The organism is Phycisphaeraceae bacterium, from assembly GCA_019636795.1.
GTDB lineage: Bacteria > Planctomycetota > Phycisphaerae > Phycisphaerales > UBA1924 > JAHBWW01.
Genome location: JAHBWW010000001.1, coordinates 72,657 through 90,927, shown reverse-complemented (window position 1 = coordinate 90,927; position 18,271 = coordinate 72,657). Strand labels below are relative to the sequence as shown.

Sequence of the window (18,271 nt, the reverse complement as noted above, 5' to 3'; positions counted from 1 at the left end):
TGGCGATGGATCAGACTTCGACGCGTTCGAACTGGACACGCGATTCGACGAGGCGAGCAAAGTAGCCTTCGACGGTGTCGATGCCGGTGACGCGGCGGACGAAGGCTGCGGAGCGGACGAGGTCGGCTCGCTGGACGAGTTCGAGGCGGCGATCCTTGAGTTCGAGGCGCGAGGTGTAGAAGGCGCAGTTTTCGTGAGCGACGAGGACGATGCGCTTGAGGCCGTGGACTTCGACGAGGAACTTGAGTTCATCGACGACGCCTTGCTCTTCGAGGTGGGCTTGGGGGTGTCCTGCGAGGCATGCGGGTCCGCCGGGGAGGGCGACGCGGTCGTAGCGAGGGAGTGAGAGCCCGTTCTGAAGGAAGTCGTCGAAGTGTTCGCCGACGCGACCGTCGGAGCAGTAGATGGCTGCGGCCCGGATGCGTGCGTGGTTGTAGGGAACGCTGCTTTCGTAGAGGTGCGCGATTTTTGGCTCGACGATGTTCGGAGTGTCTGCGGGGGGGCACATGGTGACGGGATTGTAAGGCTGATCTTTCGACCCGTCGCGGACCGTTGGCGCGAGCGTCAGTCGCCGATGGTCCTGAGCAGCATGATGACAAGCAGAACGAGGGTGCCGTTGTGCAGGGCGTGGGCTGTGATGCAGGCGATGATGGAGCCCCGCCAGATGCGCATCATGGCGAAGACGAAGCCGAGGGCGATCAGAGGCGGGGTGAGCATTGGGCCATAGTTGTGCATGAAGGCGAAGAGGACAGCGGTCACGAAGGCGGCCAGGATGAGGGGCAGGCGTCCGGACATGTGACGCATGAGAGCCCCGCGGAAGACAAGTTCCTCGCAGAGTGGCGCCCAGATGACAGCGGTGAGGGCGAAGAGGATGACGACGAGGGCGTTTTTGGACGCCATGAGTTCGATCATCGGGTTGGCGGGTGGTTCGGTTTCGATGCCTGAGAGAAAGGTTTTGAGGGCCATCAGGACGAGGACGGCGATGACTCCGGCGACGAAGACAGGAAGGCCTGCGATGTAGCCGACGATGCCGGCGCCGATTTCGCGGGCGATGCCTTTGGGGGCGGTCAGGCCGATGGCGTGCTTCCAGTGGGTGAGCGACATGCCGCGCAGAAGCGGCCATGCGGGCACGAGCAGCAGCGACCACTGCAAGCCAAGCGCGATGAACAGGAGCGCGGCGTCGCTGATGCTGGTGTGTTTATCGAGAAGATCCACGATGACTTTGATGAGCAGAAACAAGCCTACGAAAATCGAGAAGACTTCGAGGAATGCGCTTCCGCCGGGGATGGCTCGGGGCATTGCGGGCTTGAGTCTGCCCAGGCCGAGAAAGATCATTGCGAGGATGAAGAGGACACCTCCGAGCACGATGGCGCCAAGGATGCCAAGCATCATGAAGGTGATGAGGATGAAGGTCCATCCGCCGCTGCGCGGTTCGAGCCGCTGGGGGTCTGAGTCGGGCAGGCTGTGGGTGAGTGCGACGCGCGCGTAGAAGCCGTGGCGCGATTCGAGGTCGGCGCGCTGTGATTCATCGAGGATTCCTGCAAGGACAGGGTCGCGCGGCTCGGCCTGGCTGGCGGAATGTTCGTAGACGCGGGCAAGGAGGCGAGCATCGAGTTCGACGCCTTCGCCGGGGGTCGAGTTGGCGAGTGAATGCAGGCGATCGGCTGCGGCGTTTGCGTCTTTGAGTTCGCCAATAACGACTGCAAGGCAGAGTCGCTCGGTTGTGGTTCGGGCGTAGGTCTCGAGCGCGCGCTCGGCCGCGGGGTCGGCCTGAACCCAGCGGTGAAACTTGATTGACACGCGGTAGGCAAGGTCGGCTTCGAGGCTCGGGGCGATGGCGGATTCGGCGGCTGGGGGGTCGGTCTCGGGTTTTGCGGGTTTGGTGTTCTGTCCGATCGCGACAATCCCGAAGAGCAAGACGGCTGAGACGAGGGCGATGATGCCGGTGATCGGATTGCCAGGGTCACGCGAGGATCTGATGGGCGTGGTGTGTTCGGTTTGTGTCTTCATGGATGCCATAACCATCGGCCGAACCATACCCTTCGGTCCAGATCCGGTCCGGCGTCGGGAGTTGGGCCGTTTGGATGGCCTCTTGACCCTGTATTGGGTTGAGGGCTAGACTTCCTTTCTGGGTCGAAGCCTTCGGGCGGAGATTCATTCGGAAACTTCAAGTCTGCCGGCGTCAAACGTCGGCCCGCCCCGCCCGGTAGGCGGCGTGCTTTAGGGTCGTGAAGAGCGCCCCTACGAGGAGGTCATGATGCCCACGCATCTCAGACGTCAGACGTTCATGGCCAAGAAAGGCGAAGTCGATCGCAACTGGCGCATCGTTGACGCCACGAATCAGCCTCTGGGCCGGCTTGCAGCCGAGGTTGCCATTGTGCTGATGGGCAAGCATCGCCCGGAGTACACCCCGCATGTGGATACCGGCGACTTTGTGATTATCACGAATGCATCGAATGTCGCGCTGACCGGCCGCAAGGCGGAACAGCGGCTCAAGATGCGTTACAGCCGGTATCCGGGCGGACTTAAGGCGCAGACATACGGCGAGGTCCGCGAGCACAAGCCCGAGAAGCTGATCGAGGATGCTGTGCGTCGCATGCTTCCCAAGAATCGTCTTGGGCGGGTGATGCTCTCGAAACTCAAGGTGTACGCAGGCACCGAGCACCCTCACACATCGCAAACCCCGACACCCCTGGAAATCTGATACGAGCAGCCCGCACCGCTCTTGCGGTTGGGCCTTGCACGTCGGTTGAAACCGATCGGAGACACGCACAATGGCTGAATACGGCTTCGAAACCACGATCAACAACCCCGGCCTCGTCGGCGAAAACGTCAAGGCGTCGGGGCCTGCGGGCAACATCAAGCGCGAACTTCCGGACCCGCAGCCGGCCGACAAACATGGCTGGTGGTGGGGTACGGGGCGTCGCAAGACGGCGGTTGCCCGTGTTCGCATCCGCCCTGCAAAGGCTGGCAAAGGCGAGATCAAGGTTCAGGTCAACCGCAAATTGTTCCGCACTGTCGAGGAACACTTCTCAGAACTGCGCGACCGCAACGATGTGAATGCTCCGCTGAAGTTGACTGATACCGATGGCAAGATCGAGGTTTTCATCCGCGTCCACGGCGGGGGATACATGGGTCAGGCTCAGGCGGTGCGGCTCGGGCTTTCCCGCGCCTTGGTCGCGTATGACCCGACGTTTGAGCCCGCGCTGCGCGACGCGGGGTATCTGACGCGTGACGCCCGCAAGGTCGAACGCAAGAAGTACGGCCAGCCTGGTGCTCGTCGTCGCTTCCAGTTCTCGAAGCGTTGATTGGAATCGGGGCTGGCGACTGGCGGCCTCGGGACGGCAACGGGAGAGAATTTCAAACAGTCTTCTGAGGCATCGGCCACTGCGCCGGTGCCTTTTTCGTATACTCCCGTTCCTCAATGGGCAGACCGCGCAACAACCGAAGTGGAAGCTCGAACTCGTCGAAGCGGGCTCGACGCCGGCGCACCGCGAAAAAGCGGGCGGCGCAGGCGCCGGGTTCTACAGCATTGAGTTCGCGGCAGCCCGGCGCGAACGCGCATCGTGCCAACCCGACTCTTGCATCACGCTCCGCTCCTTCGCGGGGATCGGCACAGGGAGCAATGACATCGCCGAACCCGGAGTCGCCAGTAGCTCGGTCTTCAGCTCCGGCACCAGTCTCGCCCCGGCCCAGCGCGCGATCCCGCTGGCGGCATCGCCTTGTTGCTCTGACGGTCATCGCGGCAGGGGCGTTGACAATCACGGGGCTGGTTGCAGCTTCGCGCGTCAATCAATCGCCGCAGTGGTGGGGAACGCTCGATCCGCTCGACCCGAGTGCGATCAGCCAGGCCCGCGATCTCGAACATGCTTTTGGCAACCAGCTGACGCTGATCCGCCCCCAAGCCGAGAATCTTGCGCCCACCGATTCTTGGCGCAGCGATGTGTGGCAGGTTGCGATCGATGCGCAGCATGCCAATGCGTGGCTCAATGTGAACCTTCGAAAGTGGATGGCCAGCGACCCGGACATGCCTCAGTGGCCGGACCGTCTGCTCGCGCTGCGGGTGCACTTCGATCAGGGGCGCATTCACGTCGGTATCGCGCTGCGGCGCGACGAGGAGCAACGGTATCTTTCCGCTTCAGTTGCGCCGCATATTAAGCCCGACGGATCGATGTGGCTCCCGGCGCATGCGATTCATATTGGGACGCTGCCGATTCCGCGCGGAGCGGTGCTGTCGCACGCGCAGGCGAACGCGGATCAATACATTCCGGCGTCGCTGGAAGACCAGGGCCGAGCTTTGCTGCGTGTGTTTCAGGGTCTCGAACCCATCTCGCTCGATCCGGTCATTCGGCTTGACGATGGGCGGCAGGTGCGGCTTTTGAACATCGAGCCTCGAAATGGCAGGCTGATTCTGACGTGCTGTACGGAGCTGCGTGACGACGCCCGCGCTCGTCGCAACTGATCTCCTGGTCGGGTTCAGCGAGGCGCGGACTGAGCGGGGTGTCGGCCCATACGATCCGACATGCATGTCGCGACCCAAGATCAGATTGCCGAAGCCGTTCTAACACTGCTGCGCGAGACCGACCCCGACGCCGCTGCCATTATTGCGGCCGAGGCCCATCGGCAGGAGACGACGATTGAGCTGATCGCCAGCGAGAACCATGTCTCGCGGGCTGTCATGCACGCGATGGGGACGTGTCTGACCAATAAGTACGCTGAGGGCTATCCCGGGCGGCGTTACTACGGCGGGTGCGAGCACCACGACCGTATCGAGAACCTTGCCCGCGAGCGAGCGTGTCAGTTGTTCGGGTGTCAGTTTGCCAATGTTCAGCCGCACTCGGGCGCGCAGGCGAACACCGCTGCGTTCATGGCCCTGATGGAACCGGGCGACACGTTCGCCAGTCTGATCCTCAAGGATGGCGGGCACTTGTCGCACGGCATGAAGATCAACTTTTCGGGGACGTTCTACAAGCCTGTGTTCTATCCGCTGCATTATGACAAGTCGCACCCCGAGCATGAGCGCATCGACTACGACGCGGTGCGGGCCGTGTGTCTGGAACACAAGCCAAAGGTGCTGATGTGCGGCTACTCGGCCTATCCGCGCACGATCGACTTTGCTCGCTTTCGCGCGATCGCCGACGAAGTTGGTGCTTTTCTCATGGCCGACATCGCGCATATCGCGGGGCTTGTTGCGGCCGGCGTGCACCCGAGCCCCTTCCCACACGCGCACGTCGTGACCACGACGACGCACAAGACTCTTCGCGGGCCGCGCGGCGGGCTGATCCTGTGCGATGACGAAGAACTGAGCAAGAAGATCAACAAGGCTCTCTTCCCTGGTGTACAGGGAGGGCCTCTGATGCACATCATCGGTGCCAAAGCCGTGGCGTTCGGTGAGGCGCTTCGGCCGGAGTTCGCGGCGTATCAACGCCAGGTCGTTGGGAATGCCAAGGCACTCGCGGCCGCGCTGGCCGGACTCGGGTATCGCATCACCAGCGGCGGGACCGACAACCATCTCATGCTCGTCGATCTCACCGCGCGCGACGCGAACCTCACAGGCAAGGACGCCGAGGCCTGGCTCGAACGCGCAGGCATTATCACAAATAAGAATGGCATTCCCGACGATGCACGCTCGCCGATGATCACGAGCGGCCTGCGGTTGGGTTCGCCGGCAGCGACCACGCGCGGGCTGCGCGAGCCCGAGATGATCCAGGTTGCGACCTGGATTGATCGTGTGCTTGCGGCGGGTCTGGCGGGAGAAAGCACACTGGCGCGAGAATCGCAAGTTGTGCGCAGCGAGGTTGAGAATCTGTGTCAGCGGTTCCCGCTGGGGCACTAAAAGGAATGCGCGAGCGGAATGAGGCTCAAGCGCGCCCGGGAGGACTCGAACCTCCGACCTGCGGTTTAGGAAACCGCCGCTCTATCCTGCTGAGCTACGAGCGCGACGCAGGAAGTCTATTCGCCGCATGCGGCGGGAGGATCGGGCCATGAGCAACCGGAAGATCGAACGCGAGCAAGCCCAGCCGGACGCTGGGGTGCCACACGCGGGCCGAAGCGGTGCGAAGAGGCGGCTGCGGCGATGGCAGATTGTGGTTGCGGCGGTGGCGCTGGTGGTCACGCTCGCCGGGGCGGGGCTGATGGCGTTTGCGGCGTTGACAACACCCGAGCCCGCACCTCGCGCAGCCACATCGAATGGGGCAGCGAGCGACTATTCTCCGTTTGCTTCGGGATTTGCACCGCGGGGCGAGGGGGACACGGGCGATGATCCGGGTGCAAGTGCAGACGCCACGAATGCAGCCGACCGATTCATCGACCGCTATGGCGGAGCCGTCTTCAAACTCGGTTTTGGTTTCTTCGCAGGATTTGCGATTGGGTACTTGTTGCGTGCGTTTGTCAAGATCACACTGATCGTCGCGGGCGCGATTATCCTTGGGTTGTTTGCGCTGCAGTACTTCGGAGTCATCACTGTGGATTGGCAACGCATCAGTGGCGGTTTTGATACACTGTCGGCATGGCTCGGCGAACAGACGAAGGGATTTGTGAACTTTGTCACGGGCGTGCTGCCATCGACGGCTGCGGGATTTGCGGGGGCAGCGGTCGGGTTTGTGCGCCGATAGCGTGTGATGCGAGCTGCGGAGTCTGCACATGAAACCACTGATCGTTGTTGTGCTTGTTGCGGTGGCAGCGTATTTGGCACCCTGGGGAGCGAGTGAGAATGAGACCCAGCGCGTGCAATCGGACGAAGCTGCGGTGGCGATGGCGACGTTCAACATTCGATTTGGTTCGGCCGAGGATGGGGCACACCACTGGAGGTATCGCCGCGAATTGTGCATTGCGACCCTGCGGGCGCTCGAGGCCGATGTGATTGGGCTTCAGGAAGCTCTGGCGTTTCAGATTGAGGAGATTCTTGAGGCTTTGCCGGAGTATGTGAGCGTGGGGGTCGGGCGTGACGATGGCAAACTCGCGGGCGAACACGCGAATATTCTGGTGCGGGCGAGTCGGTTTACGATTGATCGCGGCGAGACGCAGTGGCTGAGCGATATGCCACGGGAGCCGGCGAGTCGATCGTGGGGCAATGAGAATCCGCGCGTGGTGACGCTTGTGCGGCTGATTGATCGGCGCACCGGCGAGGCTTTGTGGGTCTACAACACGCACTTTGACCATCGTTCGCAGCCTTCGCGTGAGCGGTCGGCAGCGATGATTGCTGCACTTGTTGAGGCGCGACCCGCGTATATGGCGAGTGAGCCGATCGTGGCCATGGGCGATTTCAACGCGGGCGAAGACAACCCGGCGGTGCGGATTCTGCTCGACACAGGAGGGCTGGGGCTGATCGATTCATTTCGCGCGGCGCACGCGGACGCGGTCGAGGTGGGCACGTTTACCGCCTTCCGGGACGAGCGCAGCGGCGAGAAGATCGATCACATTCTGGTCAGTCAGGGCGTGAGAGTTCTCGATGCGGGGATTGATCGCACACGCGGTCCGGGCGGGCTGCACCCATCGGATCATGACGCGGTGTGGGCAAAGGTGGTCATTGAGAAGTAGAGCGCACTTCGCGGCCTTGAGGGGAATGACATTCCGTGGGAGCATGAAAAAACCGCCAGCATTGAGCTGGCGGTTGAATGCTGATTGAGCCTGACGCGATTGCGATTCAGCGACGGCGGCGAGTGGCAAAGCCAGCGAGCGCGAGGGCTGCAATTGAACCCGGCGCGGGAATGGCGTATGTCATGCTGAGCGTAAAGCCATTGACAGCGATGCCGAAGAAGTCGCTTGATGCGAGGCTGGGCGAGTCGAGGTAGCCGAAGCCGCCGAAGAAGCCGTCGAATTCGGTCTCCCCGAGCACATCGTTACCCGCGACATCGCGAAGGTAATACGCGTATGAGACGAGGCTGGCACGTTCGGCATCCTCAATCTGAAACGCATAGAACGTGAGCCAGTAGAGGTCGGACTGGTCGAGGAAGGCCTCGTGGCCGTCCTGGAAGATGTTGCCGCCGGTGACGCTGAAGAAGTCGATCTGGATGGTGCGAATGTTGCCGATGGTGCTCACGGAACTGGTGACGAGGACATCGGTGACAAAGTCGTAGTTGGCGATGAGCAGGGTTCCGGGTCCGCCGAGGGTGTGGATAGCCCAATCGAAGGGTTCGAATGTGTCCACAATGTCCCAATCGTTGTTGGCCGACTGGAGGACGACATTGACGGAAATGTCGGTGCCGAGCGGCGAGGCAACGGCGGACGTGGCGGCAAGGCCGAGGGCCAAGCCTGAGGTCATGATAAATCGGTTCATACAAACTCCTCTCCCCACAAGGGGTGTTGTGCAAGAGGAAGATGCCACCGATTGCGGGTTTTGCAACCGGCGCGACAAGAAAAACTCCTACAAAGTACCCAGATTGACGCAGGTTTGGCAAACGGCTTGGTAATGCGGAACGGCCCTGCGACTGCTACCATCCCGCCCCCCAGACAATCGGAGCGTTTCATGGAAGCAGGCATCGTCGGGCTGCCCAATGTTGGCAAGAGCACACTGTTTAATGCGTTGACGGCAGCGGGTGCGCTGGCGGCCAACTATCCGTTCGCGACGATCGAGCCCAATGTCGGCGTGGTGCCAATTCCCGATCCGCGATTGGCAACCATTCGGGAACTGATCGAGTCGCAGAAGATCGTGCCCGCGATGCTGCGGCTGGTCGATATCGCGGGGCTGGTGCGCGGGGCGAGCAAGGGGGAGGGCAAGGGCAATGCCTTCCTCGGGCACATCCGCGATGTCGATGCGATTGTGCAGGTGGTGCGGTGTTTCGAGAAGGCTCCGGGTGGCGAGGACATCACGCATGTCGAGGGCTCGGTCAATCCGCTGCGCGACATCGCGACGATCGAGCAGGAACTGATCCTGGCCGATCTCCAGACGCTTGAGAGCGCGTTTCCCAAGGCTGAACGCGCAGCACGCAGCAAGGACCGTGACGCTCTCGGGCGGCTGGCGGCGATCAAGGCGCTGATGCCAATCCTCGAGGGCGAGCAACCGGCCCGCGCGCTCAAAGTCACGGACCCGGACACGATCAGAGGCATCAAGAGCCTCGGACTCATCACGATCAAGCCGGTTCTGTATGTTGCCAATGTTGACGACACTGATGTCAACGGCCACAGCGCCAAGGCCGAGGCAGTACGGGCGCACGCCAAGAGCGTTGGGTCGCAGATGGTACCGGTTTGTGCGCGCATCGAGTCGGAACTTTCAGAACTCGATGCGGCGGACAAGATGGAGATGTTGCGCGACATGGGCATGGAAGAGCCGGCGCTCAATGCGCTGGCCCGCGCGGCGTATCGGTTGCTGGGCTATCAGAGTTTCTATACCGCAGGACCCAAGGAAATCCGCGCGTGGACCATTCCCGCGGGCACCAAGGCACCGCAGGCTGCCGGGACGATCCACTCGGACTTCGAGCGCGGGTTCATTCGCGTCGAGGTGTATTCAGTCGATGATCTTGTCGCGCACAAGACCGAGAAGGCCATTCGTGAGGCGGGCAAGATGCGCGTCGAGGGCAAGGAATACGTGATGCGCGATGCGGATGTGTGTCACTTCCTGTTCAATGTGTGACGCGGCGGGCGTGAACGCGACCTGCCTCCACCGCGACAATTACGCGGCGCGCCTTACAGGTTTCCGCGACGCTCCTGTTCAATCTCCAAGGCTTCGAAGAGCGCCTTGAAGTTTCCCTTGCCGAAACTCTGGCTCCCGCGGCGGCAGATGATCTCGAAGAACAGCGTCGGGCGATCCTGCAAAGGCTTGGTGAAGAGTTGCAGCAGGTAGCCTTCGTCGTCGGCGTCGACCAGGATGCCGAGTTCCTTGATCTTGTCATGATCCTCGCGCACGGCCTCGTGCCCGTTTTCGATCAGCATTTTGTTCACGCGGCCCCAGACCAGCTCGTAGTAGGTATCGGGCAGGCTCAGGAAGTCCACGCCACGGCGTCGCAGTTCGGCGACCGAGCGCAGTTCGTCATCAGTGCGCAGGGCCAGGTGCTGAATACCCGGCGTCATGCTGTGCCATTCGAGATATTCCTGGATCTGGCTCTTCTTCTTGCCCTCAGCCGGTTCGTTGATGGGCATCTTGATCAGGTGGTTGCCGCTGGCCATCACCTTGCTCATCAGGGCCGAGTACTCGGTCGAGATGTCGCTGTCGTCAAAGTGCTTGAACATCTTGAACTCGAGGACGTTTTCGTACCACTCGACCCAATGGTTCATCTTGCCTTCTTCGACATTGGTGACGCAGTGGTCGACGTACATGAGACCGCAGGGATTGGCCTTGTTGTAGTCGTTGACGCCGATCGCGGGCATCGAGCGGAATCGCGGGGCGAAGAGCCCACCTTTCTTGACGCGCTCGAGTGCGTAGTCGCCGGTGCGGCTGATAAACGAGTGCACGACGCGTCCAGCACCGGCGATTCCCGCCATGGTGACGCTGCCGCGCTCGTCGCTGAGGGTTACGGGTTCGTAGGCCGATGCGCCTCCATTGCGACGGGCGCGTTCATAGGCTGCCGGGGCGTCATCGACGGTGAAGGCCACGTCCTTGACGCCGTCGCCATACTTGAGCACTTCCTGCTGGGCCGGATGCTGCTCGTGGAGCCCGGTGGTGATGAGCAGGCGAATGTTGCCCTGCCGGAGCAGGTACGACGCCTCTTCGCGGCTGCCGGTGGTCAGGTCGGTGTACTGCTCGATCGAGAACCCGAAGGTGTGGGCATAGAAAAACGCGGCCTGCTTGGCGTTGCCGACATAGAAGCGGACGTGGTCCACATCGTTGAGCGCAAGCGGGTCGACTCGGGTGGTGGCCGAGGGGGTCGTCGCCGTGGTCATCTCAGGAATCTCCAGTGCTTGTGCGGTTGATCGAAGGGAGCCCAGGTCCCGCGTTCATTTTAGGGTCCACCGTTCGTCATTGGAAGTCGAATGTGCGCTGGCTCGGCTTTGTCCTCTTGTGCCGGGATTGGTCGCGCGGCTCGGTCTGGATTGCTGTGATGCGGTACCATGCTCGGTGATGGACCCAGAAACTCACGAGTTGGATCATGACGCGGCCGAGGCGCAGCGGCCTATCGACGCTGAGGGCGGGCTTTTGCATGCGCTATTGCTTTCGGGAGAAGTCTGCACGCTCGAATCGGCCTCGGCGATCAACTTCGAGAATCTGGCCGACCTCCCGCTGCCGGCATGGATTCATCTCGACCGGACCAAGGAACCCGCCCAGCGCTGGCTTCGCGAGCGATCGGGGCTTGATCCGCTGGTGTGCGAAGCCCTGCTCGAAGAGAACACCCGCCCACGGGCCAGCGAGCGCCGCTCGGGGTTGCTCGCGATCTTTCGAGGGGTGAATCTCAATCCCGGAGCCGAGCCCGACGAACTGATCAGTATCCGCGTCTGGGTTGATGCCGACCGCATCATCACGCTGCGCCAGCATCACTTTCATGTTGTGAGCGAGTTACGTCGGAGCATTCGGGCTGGGCAGTTCGCGACGACACCAATGGGTGTGCTGGTTGCGCTGGCGACCGGGTTGTCAGCCGATCTGGGCCCGGTGGTCGAGAACCTCCAAATGCTCATCGACGATTCGGAGGACTGCCTGAGTGAAGAGCAGCCGCACCTCGTGAGCGTGCGCGATCTGGCCATTGTGCGCCGGCAGGCGATCACGCTGCGTCGGTACCTTGCGCCGCAACGCGACACACTGATGCACTTGCTCTCGTCGCCTGCGATCGAAGGTCGATATCGCGCCGAACTCATCGAGTGTGCCGACCGCACCTCGCGCTTTGTCGAAGATCTTGAGGAAGTCCGCGACCGGGCAGCGGTCTCGCAAGAAGAACTGCGGGCCCAGCGCGAGCTGCGCAGTGCGCGTGTCATGTACATGCTGACACTCGTGGCAGCGGTCTTCCTTCCGCTGACGTTCGTCACGGGCCTGCTTGGCATCAACGTCGGCGGCATTCCCGGTGATAGCGACCCGCTGGCCTTTTGGATTGTCACGATCCTGCTCATCGGCGTCGGCGTGTGCATCGTGGTGTTGTTCAAGCGATTGCGCTGGCTGTAGAAGCCTGTGCGATATGCAATCTTCGTCAGGCTCGTTCAGGTGCCCACTTCGATCGAGGCGATGGTCAGATCGTCGGATAGTGCGTCTGTCTGGGCAAACTCGAGAATCGCGCTCGAAAGGCGTTCGACATCTTCGACAGCGCTTTGCGAGCCTTCGAGAGTGGCTTTGGCGCGCTCAACGCCGAACTCGTCGCCGTCGGCATTGCGCTGCTCGACCAGGCCGTCGGAGAAGACGACGACGCGCGTGCCTGGTTCGATTGCGAGCGTCTCAGCTTCATAGCTGCCCGACTGGATCCCCACGATCAGGCCGCCCTTGCATCGGATGGTCTCGGGCCTCGCTCCCGGGCGGCACACCAGCCAGTGTCCGTGGCCGGCGTCGACAAACTGGAGTTGTCGCCGCTCCATATCAAACAGCCCGAGCCAGAGCGTGATGAACTGACCCGAGGCGGTGCGCGCCAAAAGGTGATCGTTGAGGCTCGATACCGCCGACCCGAGGTCGCTCCCGGCCTGGAGACACAGGCGCAGATATGTCTGGGCAATAGCCATGAGCACGCCTGCGCCGACTCCTTTACCCGAGACATCACCGAGGAAGGCGGCACACGAGCCACCTTGCCCGATGCCGACGATATCAAAGAGGTCGCCCGCCACAAACCGGCCGGGCTTGCGGGCCATGGCGTAGCGCACAAGTCCGTAACTACCGACCGGGGGCGGCATGATGAGATCCTGAGCCTGGCGGGCGGCGTTCATGTCGGCCTCGAGGCTGCGGCGCTGGACTTCGAGCGTGCGGCGGCGCAGATTGCCAAGCGCCATCTCGGCGATGCGGGCTATCGCGCGGCAGAAAGCGGCGGCATCGGCGGCCATCGATCGCTCGCCCTTGCGCGCGTCGAGATACAGATACGCCTCGACCGATCGTTCGAGCATGAGCGGGGCGCAGATCGCCGAGTGGATGCCCAGTTGCATGATCGATTCGCCGCCAAAGTTGGATTCATCTTCGCCGGTCAGTCGCACGACTTCGCCGGCCGAGGCCGCTGCGAGCAGCGAGCGGCTGATATCGATGTGTCCGCGCGAGCGCCCGTGGCCGACGTGGGCGATGGTCTCGACATCGCCTCCAGCCGAGACCTGACGAACCACCGCGCCGCGCGTAAAACCCGTGCCCGCGATGGCGGTGTTGAGCATGAGATCGGCCAGTTCCTGCATGTCGCGCGCGCCCTGCGCGCCGGCGGCACACTCGATGATCAGATCGAGGCGGTGCTGGGCGAACTCGTGGTGCCCGGTGCGCTCGACCGTTTCGATGCGATGTTTGGCCGAGTGCACATCGTTGGTCGTCGAGACACTCGTCATCGCCGAGCCGGGGTCGCGCACGCGGAAGGTCCATGGCCCCAGACGGATCAGGTCTCCAGGAGTGATCGGGATCGGCTCGCCAGGTTCGAGCCGCACGCCGTTGACGTACGTGCCATGGCGGCTGGTCTGGTCCATGATGAGCCATTGGTTGTCCTGAAGGACGATGATGGCTTGCCTTCGGCTGACGGTGCCGAAGTCGAGTTGGATATCGGAAGTCGATGCTCGCCCGATGCGATGCGGCCCGGGAGCAGGCAGATCGACCGGATCGATCGGAGGCCCGGCGATTGGTTCGAGGCGCAGAGATGTCTGGGCTGGCTCGCTCATTGGAGTGACCCATAGAGTAGCGATTCTTTCGGGCTGGCACTCACCACAACAGCGGGCTCACAGGGTAAAAAAAGACCCGGGTCAGCGCGACCCGGGCCGTCGGTACTCAAGAGAATCCGAACAACCTGCAATCAGCACTCAGGGGCAACCGGCCGAGAACGCCTGAAGGAAGATCTGCACATCGAAGAAGTCGAAGGATTGGTCGCCGTTGAGATCGGCGATCGGGTTCTGGCTGCTGAACGCAGTGAGGAAGAGTTGAACATCGAAGAAGTTGATCTCGCCGTCGCCGTTGAAGTCGGCCACGCAAGGGTTGAGCGGAACGACGCCCCAGAATCGGATGTCATCGATGTTCCACCCGGGGTAGACCACCGAACTGTCCGTGGTGCCCATGACCCAACGAAGACGTACGTTGGGCTGGTTGTCGGCCCACTGTGAGATGTCGTACTCGACGCTGGTCCAGCTCGACGGGCTGACACTGCCGCCGGTGTGGCTCCAGATCGTGGTCCAGGTGGCACCGTCGTTGTTGCTGATGCGCACGGTTGCGCGGTCGTAGGTCGCGCTTTCGATCGCAAGCCAGCGTTCGAACGAAACCTTAACTTCGGTGATGTCAGTAAAGTCGAGGGCGTTGGTCGTCAGATACTGCTCGGCGAGATTGTTCGGGTAGTCGCCATTGAGGTTGTATCCGTAGACGTTGAGGCCCGTGAACCCGCTGTTGGGATCGCGGTTGCCAGATCCTTGGCCGGTTGGCTGACCGAATGCCCATTGACCCATCGTCGACCAGCCGGGGTTGGTGTCGTCGACCAGGAACTGGTAGATCACCTGAGGCCCGCCGATGGTGACGGTAACGGTAGCGACATTGGACAGCCCGCCGTCCGGAGGTGTGCCACCGTCGTCTGCGCGATAGTTGAACGTGACGTTGCCCTGATAGTTGAACGGCGGGGTATAGGTCACACTGTCGCCGCTGAGTACATAGGGCACTGTGTTGATGGCTGCATTCGTGCCAGCATCACGCATCTGACCGCCCGCGGGAAGCGAGGTGACAATGTACTCGAGTGTGCCATGGGGGAGCCCGTCATCCGTGGCTTGCAGCGTCACGCCCACAGCCTGACCGACCGGAGTTTGGACGGCGATGTGCGAAGCCGATGGCGGACGCGGGCCGCAACCGGCAGTGCTTGCGAGATCGGAGGGGAAGAAGTCGGGATCAAGGCCTCCACCGGCCGAAAGACCCGCGATGCCGTCCTGCGAAGCCATGTTGAGGTAACTGATGCGAATCATGCCGTCGAAGAACAGTTCGATCTGGAAGGTGTTGTTGTTGGTGGTGCTGTACTCGGGCACATTGAGCCATGTGACAGCCATGCGATCTGGAAGTTGCTTGTAACTCACCTGTCCGCCTGCCCCCGGGTTAAGGTCGTCGAACCACCCGCTGATGCGCGGGCGATCGAAGTGGGCAGCCAGCGATTCGGAATACGTCGAGTCGCCCGACCCGAACGTGATATAGCCATTCGACCCGACGAAGAACGATGTGTATGCGGTTCCGTAGAGCGAAACGCTTTGTCCGCTGCCAACGAGAATCGAGACACTGGAGTCATCGCCAAGGGTGATGGCCGTGCCGCCCGCCGGATCGGTCGGGAGACCGCCCGAGAGGGGTTCGGCGCATGAGGTGTAGTAATCCACCGTTGATGTGCCCGCATAGAAGGTGACGGACTTGCCGACAAGGGCGGAGCCGCTGGTGAACTGTTGCGTGAAGAAGTCCGGGACTTCGGGAGTGGTAAAGGCGTAGGCCTGCCCGCCGTTGTCGTCGAACGAGGTATTGCCCGCCAAGTCCTGCATATCGATGGCGTAGTAATAGGTGGTGTTGTCAACGAGGCCCGCGACAGGAATCGCGTGCGTCGTGAGGCCTTGAGCCCGCTCGACGCTGCTAGTCAGATTTCCGGGGCTGGTGCCGTACCACAAGGTTGTCCGCGCCGGCTCGTCGAACTCGACATCGATGACCGCGCTGCGAGGCAAGACCTCGGAGGCATTGGTCGCGATCAGATTTGGAGGCGTGCAGTCCACGATGGCGTTGGCGGTGACGAGGACATTCGACCCGCCCAGCCCGTCGTCCGCATCGATGTAGGTGACGGTGATCGTGTCGCCTTCCTGAACAAGCAGTTGGCCGAAGCTCGGCGAGCCACTGATCGTGATCGAGCCTTGGAACACAGCAACCTCCGGCCCGATCTCCGTGACCTGAACCGTGATCCCGATGGGATCGGACGTGCTGGAGACATTCACGCTGGCGATGTCGATGACATTGTCATCGGCGTTGAGGTCGCAGTCGATCACGTCAATGTTGATAACCGCCGAGCAGGCGAAGCGCGAGCCGCTCATCGCGACGATGCCCTCGGAGGAGCACGCGAAGAGCTGATGGCTCGACGCGATGCCGACGGGCTGATCGGGGCCTTGCGCGATATTGAAGCCGACGACTTCGATGCGATACGCGCCCGGAGCCGGATTCACAATCGCGACCTGCTCGATGTTGTTGATGCGATCGACCGTTGTCTGCACCGCGGGCGCCGACGGGTTGGCGGGGTTGAGCGTCCATGGCATGTGGATCGTGCCGGTGGGCCCGACGATGCGCAGGTCGATGTCGTTGATCAGGGCGTTGTTGGTCAATGGCGTCGCTGGCACGTCGTCCCACGCCACCGTGACCTTGAGCTCGGATTGGCCCGGTTCGACGACCGCAATGTAGAACTGTGTCTGCCCTTGTGCGATCGGGGTCTCGATGACGCGGTGCTGAATGATCGTGTCGGCTGCGGGCTGTGCGCGGACCGAGCCGTAGCCGAACTGATAATCAGGCCCTGCGTTTCCACGATCGACCGCGGAGTTGGCGAGAATGGCTTTGAGGGTTGCGTTGCGCATGTCCGGCGTACTGGGTCGAGAGAGACGCCACTGTTCGATGAGCAGTGCGCTGACGCCCGCAACAGCCGGGCTTGCCATGGATGTGCCGCACATGACGGTATAACCGGATGAGCCGTTCATGCTGGTCACGCCTGTGTCGCCGTTGGACTGGCACCCGGGGCCTGAGATGTCGGGCTTGATGCGTCCGTCGTCTGTCGGTCCCCAACTGGAGAAACTGGTCATGGAGTCGTCGTTGGAGTTGAGCGCGCCGACCGTGATGTGGTTCTTGGCAGAACCGGGCGGCGCGATTGAGTAAAACTGCCCGTGACCTTCGACATTGCACCGGCTGCCCTGGCGCTCGTTTCCGCCAGCCCAGACGATGCGCATCGGGCTGCCGAGGCTGCCTCGCACGATGGCATCGATGAGCGATGCGGTGACGCCATAGTCGCCTTGCCACGCGCAGTTATAGCCATTGGACTCGACGTTTGAGCCAATCGAGTTGTTGGAGATATGCGCGCTGTGCGTATTGATGGCCTGGTTGTAATCCGCTTCGAGATCGCCGGGATCGGTGTAGAGGAAGCCGGGCTGGAGCCCACCGGCGACTTCAAAGCCGTAGGCCACGATGTGTGCCGCCGGGGCTTGCCCGCGGAACGTTCCACTGGATGCCGCGCCGCTGCCAGCGACGGTGCCCGCGACGTGGCTGGCATGCGTGCCGGTGCCGCTCGTGTCGCCGATCGTGAGGCGGCCCGCGAGATCGGGGTGCGAAGGGGTCGCTGTGCCTGCGTCGTAAACCAGCACGCGCACGCCCGCGCCAGTCAGGCCATACGGTGCTGCATTGATCGTCTCGGTGCCCAGAATCTGTCTCACCGAATCGTTGGTGGGGCTCATCCTGGGCAGGGGCGGCTCGATCCACATGACGCTGTCTTCGTTGGCCAATGCCTCGATGCGGGCTCGCGACATGTGTACAACGAGTGTGTTGATCGATTCGACCACACTGATGACTTCGCCGCCCATCTGCTGCACGAGATTGAACCCGGCTCCGAGGGCGTCCACGTCATCGTGGAACGAGACATAGACAGCGACCAGCGGGTTGCTGACGCGCTTGTCGATCTCCTCGGGCGACAAGCCTTCTCCGACCGCTTTGTCACGGATCACGTTCAGATCCTCGACGATCATCCAGTCGTGCAGGATGCCGGCGTTCAGGTCTGGGTGCATCTTGCGACGCGCGGGGAGTTCCTCGACATGCGTCAACAGCCCCGAGGACGCTGCACGCTGGGCGTTGACGCTCGGCGCGACCGTAGCCAGATACGCATTGCCACCCAGGGCCCGGACTGGACGAACGCCCATTGACGCGAGGGTTTCACGCTGGCTTTGGGTCGTCGGACCCGAGAGCTGAATGACAATGTGACGTGGTGATTCGGGGTGTGTCAGTCGCTTGATTTCGCGCTCAATGCTGGTTGCATTCATCGGTACAGCAATGGTTTGTGGCCCGGATCGCCACTGAACTTGCCCACTGGCCACCGGAGCGGCAGCAATTGCCAAACCACAGCCCAGAATCAATGAAACAGCCCGAGGCCTCGCCGCGGCGAAGCACTGCCGACGATCTGAAGTCATGGAAACCCCTCTCGAGACGCCGAAGGTGATTGGACGCATGAACTCCACACGGTGCCATGCTCCATAATGGCATGATCCCGAAAAATGCTTA

14 protein-coding genes and 1 tRNA gene are annotated in these 18,271 nt (G+C 62.1%); 8 read left to right on the top strand and 7 right to left on the bottom strand.

The features are described from left to right. Positions 1–10: 10 nt before the first annotated feature. Entirely contained in the window at positions 11–508 is a 498-nt protein-coding gene (locus KF757_00370; GenBank protein ID MBX3321420.1) for a hypothetical protein, read from the bottom strand. A gap of 56 nt (positions 509–564) precedes the next feature. Next, on the bottom strand, positions 565–2,010 hold the full coding sequence (locus KF757_00365) for a CPBP family intramembrane metalloprotease (protein MBX3321419.1): 1,446 nt from the start codon (positions 2,008–2,010) through the stop codon (positions 565–567). Positions 2,011–2,257: 247 nt separating this feature from the next. On the opposite strand from KF757_00365, the gene rplM reads away from it, so the two are divergent. The 4 genes from rplM to KF757_00345 all read left to right on the top strand — a co-directional run bounded on the left by rplM (position 2,258) and on the right by KF757_00345 (position 5,836). After that, positions 2,258–2,704: a 50S ribosomal protein L13 gene (rplM, locus tag KF757_00360; GenBank protein ID MBX3321418.1), complete on the top strand. Its 447-nt coding sequence runs from the start codon at positions 2,258–2,260 to the stop codon at positions 2,702–2,704. A gap of 70 nt (positions 2,705–2,774) precedes the next feature. Next, a complete protein-coding gene (gene rpsI, locus KF757_00355) occupies positions 2,775–3,308 on the top strand; it encodes a 30S ribosomal protein S9 (protein ID MBX3321417.1) in 534 nt (177 codons plus the stop codon). 317 nt (positions 3,309–3,625) lie between these two features. Beyond that, positions 3,626–4,462: a hypothetical protein gene (locus KF757_00350; protein ID MBX3321416.1), complete on the top strand. Its 837-nt coding sequence runs from the start codon at positions 3,626–3,628 to the stop codon at positions 4,460–4,462. Between the two features lie 60 nt (positions 4,463–4,522). Further along, positions 4,523–5,836 (top strand): serine hydroxymethyltransferase, encoded by a 1,314-nt coding sequence (locus KF757_00345; protein ID MBX3321415.1) that lies wholly within the window; start codon positions 4,523–4,525, stop codon positions 5,834–5,836. A 30-nt stretch (positions 5,837–5,866) separates the two neighbouring features. Here the strand turns inward: KF757_00345 and KF757_00340 are convergent. Beyond that, a tRNA-Arg gene (locus KF757_00340) sits at positions 5,867–5,940 on the bottom strand. Positions 5,941–5,984: 44 nt separating this feature from the next. Between KF757_00340 and KF757_00335 the strand changes: the two genes are divergently transcribed. Both KF757_00335 and KF757_00330 read left to right on the top strand, forming a co-directional pair. After that, the gene (locus tag KF757_00335) at positions 5,985–6,614 is read left to right on the top strand and encodes a hypothetical protein (protein MBX3321414.1); all 630 of its coding nucleotides are present in this window, start codon (positions 5,985–5,987) and stop codon (positions 6,612–6,614) included. A gap of 28 nt (positions 6,615–6,642) precedes the next feature. Beyond that, a complete protein-coding gene (locus KF757_00330) occupies positions 6,643–7,539 on the top strand; it encodes an endonuclease/exonuclease/phosphatase family protein (GenBank protein MBX3321413.1) in 897 nt (298 codons plus the stop codon). Positions 7,540–7,645: 106 nt separating this feature from the next. On the opposite strand, the gene KF757_00325 is transcribed toward KF757_00330, so the two are convergent. After that, complete coding sequence (locus KF757_00325; GenBank protein ID MBX3321412.1) at positions 7,646–8,278, bottom strand: hypothetical protein; 633 nt, start codon at positions 8,276–8,278, stop codon at positions 7,646–7,648. Positions 8,279–8,467: 189 nt separating this feature from the next. On the opposite strand from KF757_00325, the gene ychF reads away from it, so the two are divergent. Continuing rightward, positions 8,468–9,571, top strand: a complete 1,104-nt coding sequence (ychF, locus tag KF757_00320) for a redox-regulated ATPase YchF (GenBank protein ID MBX3321411.1) — start codon at positions 8,468–8,470, stop codon at positions 9,569–9,571. 53 nt (positions 9,572–9,624) lie between these two features. On the opposite strand, the gene hppD is transcribed toward ychF, so the two are convergent. After that, positions 9,625–10,818, bottom strand: coding sequence for a 4-hydroxyphenylpyruvate dioxygenase (hppD, locus tag KF757_00315; GenBank protein ID MBX3321410.1), 1,194 nt, complete (start codon positions 10,816–10,818; stop codon positions 9,625–9,627). 178 nt (positions 10,819–10,996) lie between these two features. Here hppD and KF757_00310 point away from each other — a divergent pair, with 178 nt between their 5' ends. Then, positions 10,997–12,025, top strand: a complete 1,029-nt coding sequence (locus KF757_00310; protein MBX3321409.1) for a zinc transporter ZntB — start codon at positions 10,997–10,999, stop codon at positions 12,023–12,025. A 35-nt stretch (positions 12,026–12,060) separates the two neighbouring features. Here the strand turns inward: KF757_00310 and KF757_00305 are convergent, their stop codons facing one another. Further along, positions 12,061–13,689, bottom strand: coding sequence for a SpoIIE family protein phosphatase (locus tag KF757_00305; protein MBX3321408.1), 1,629 nt, complete (start codon positions 13,687–13,689; stop codon positions 12,061–12,063). Positions 13,690–13,827: 138 nt separating this feature from the next. Next, entirely contained in the window at positions 13,828–18,033 is a 4,206-nt protein-coding gene (locus KF757_00300) for a S8 family serine peptidase (protein MBX3321407.1), read from the bottom strand. Positions 18,034–18,271 lie beyond the last annotated feature (238 nt).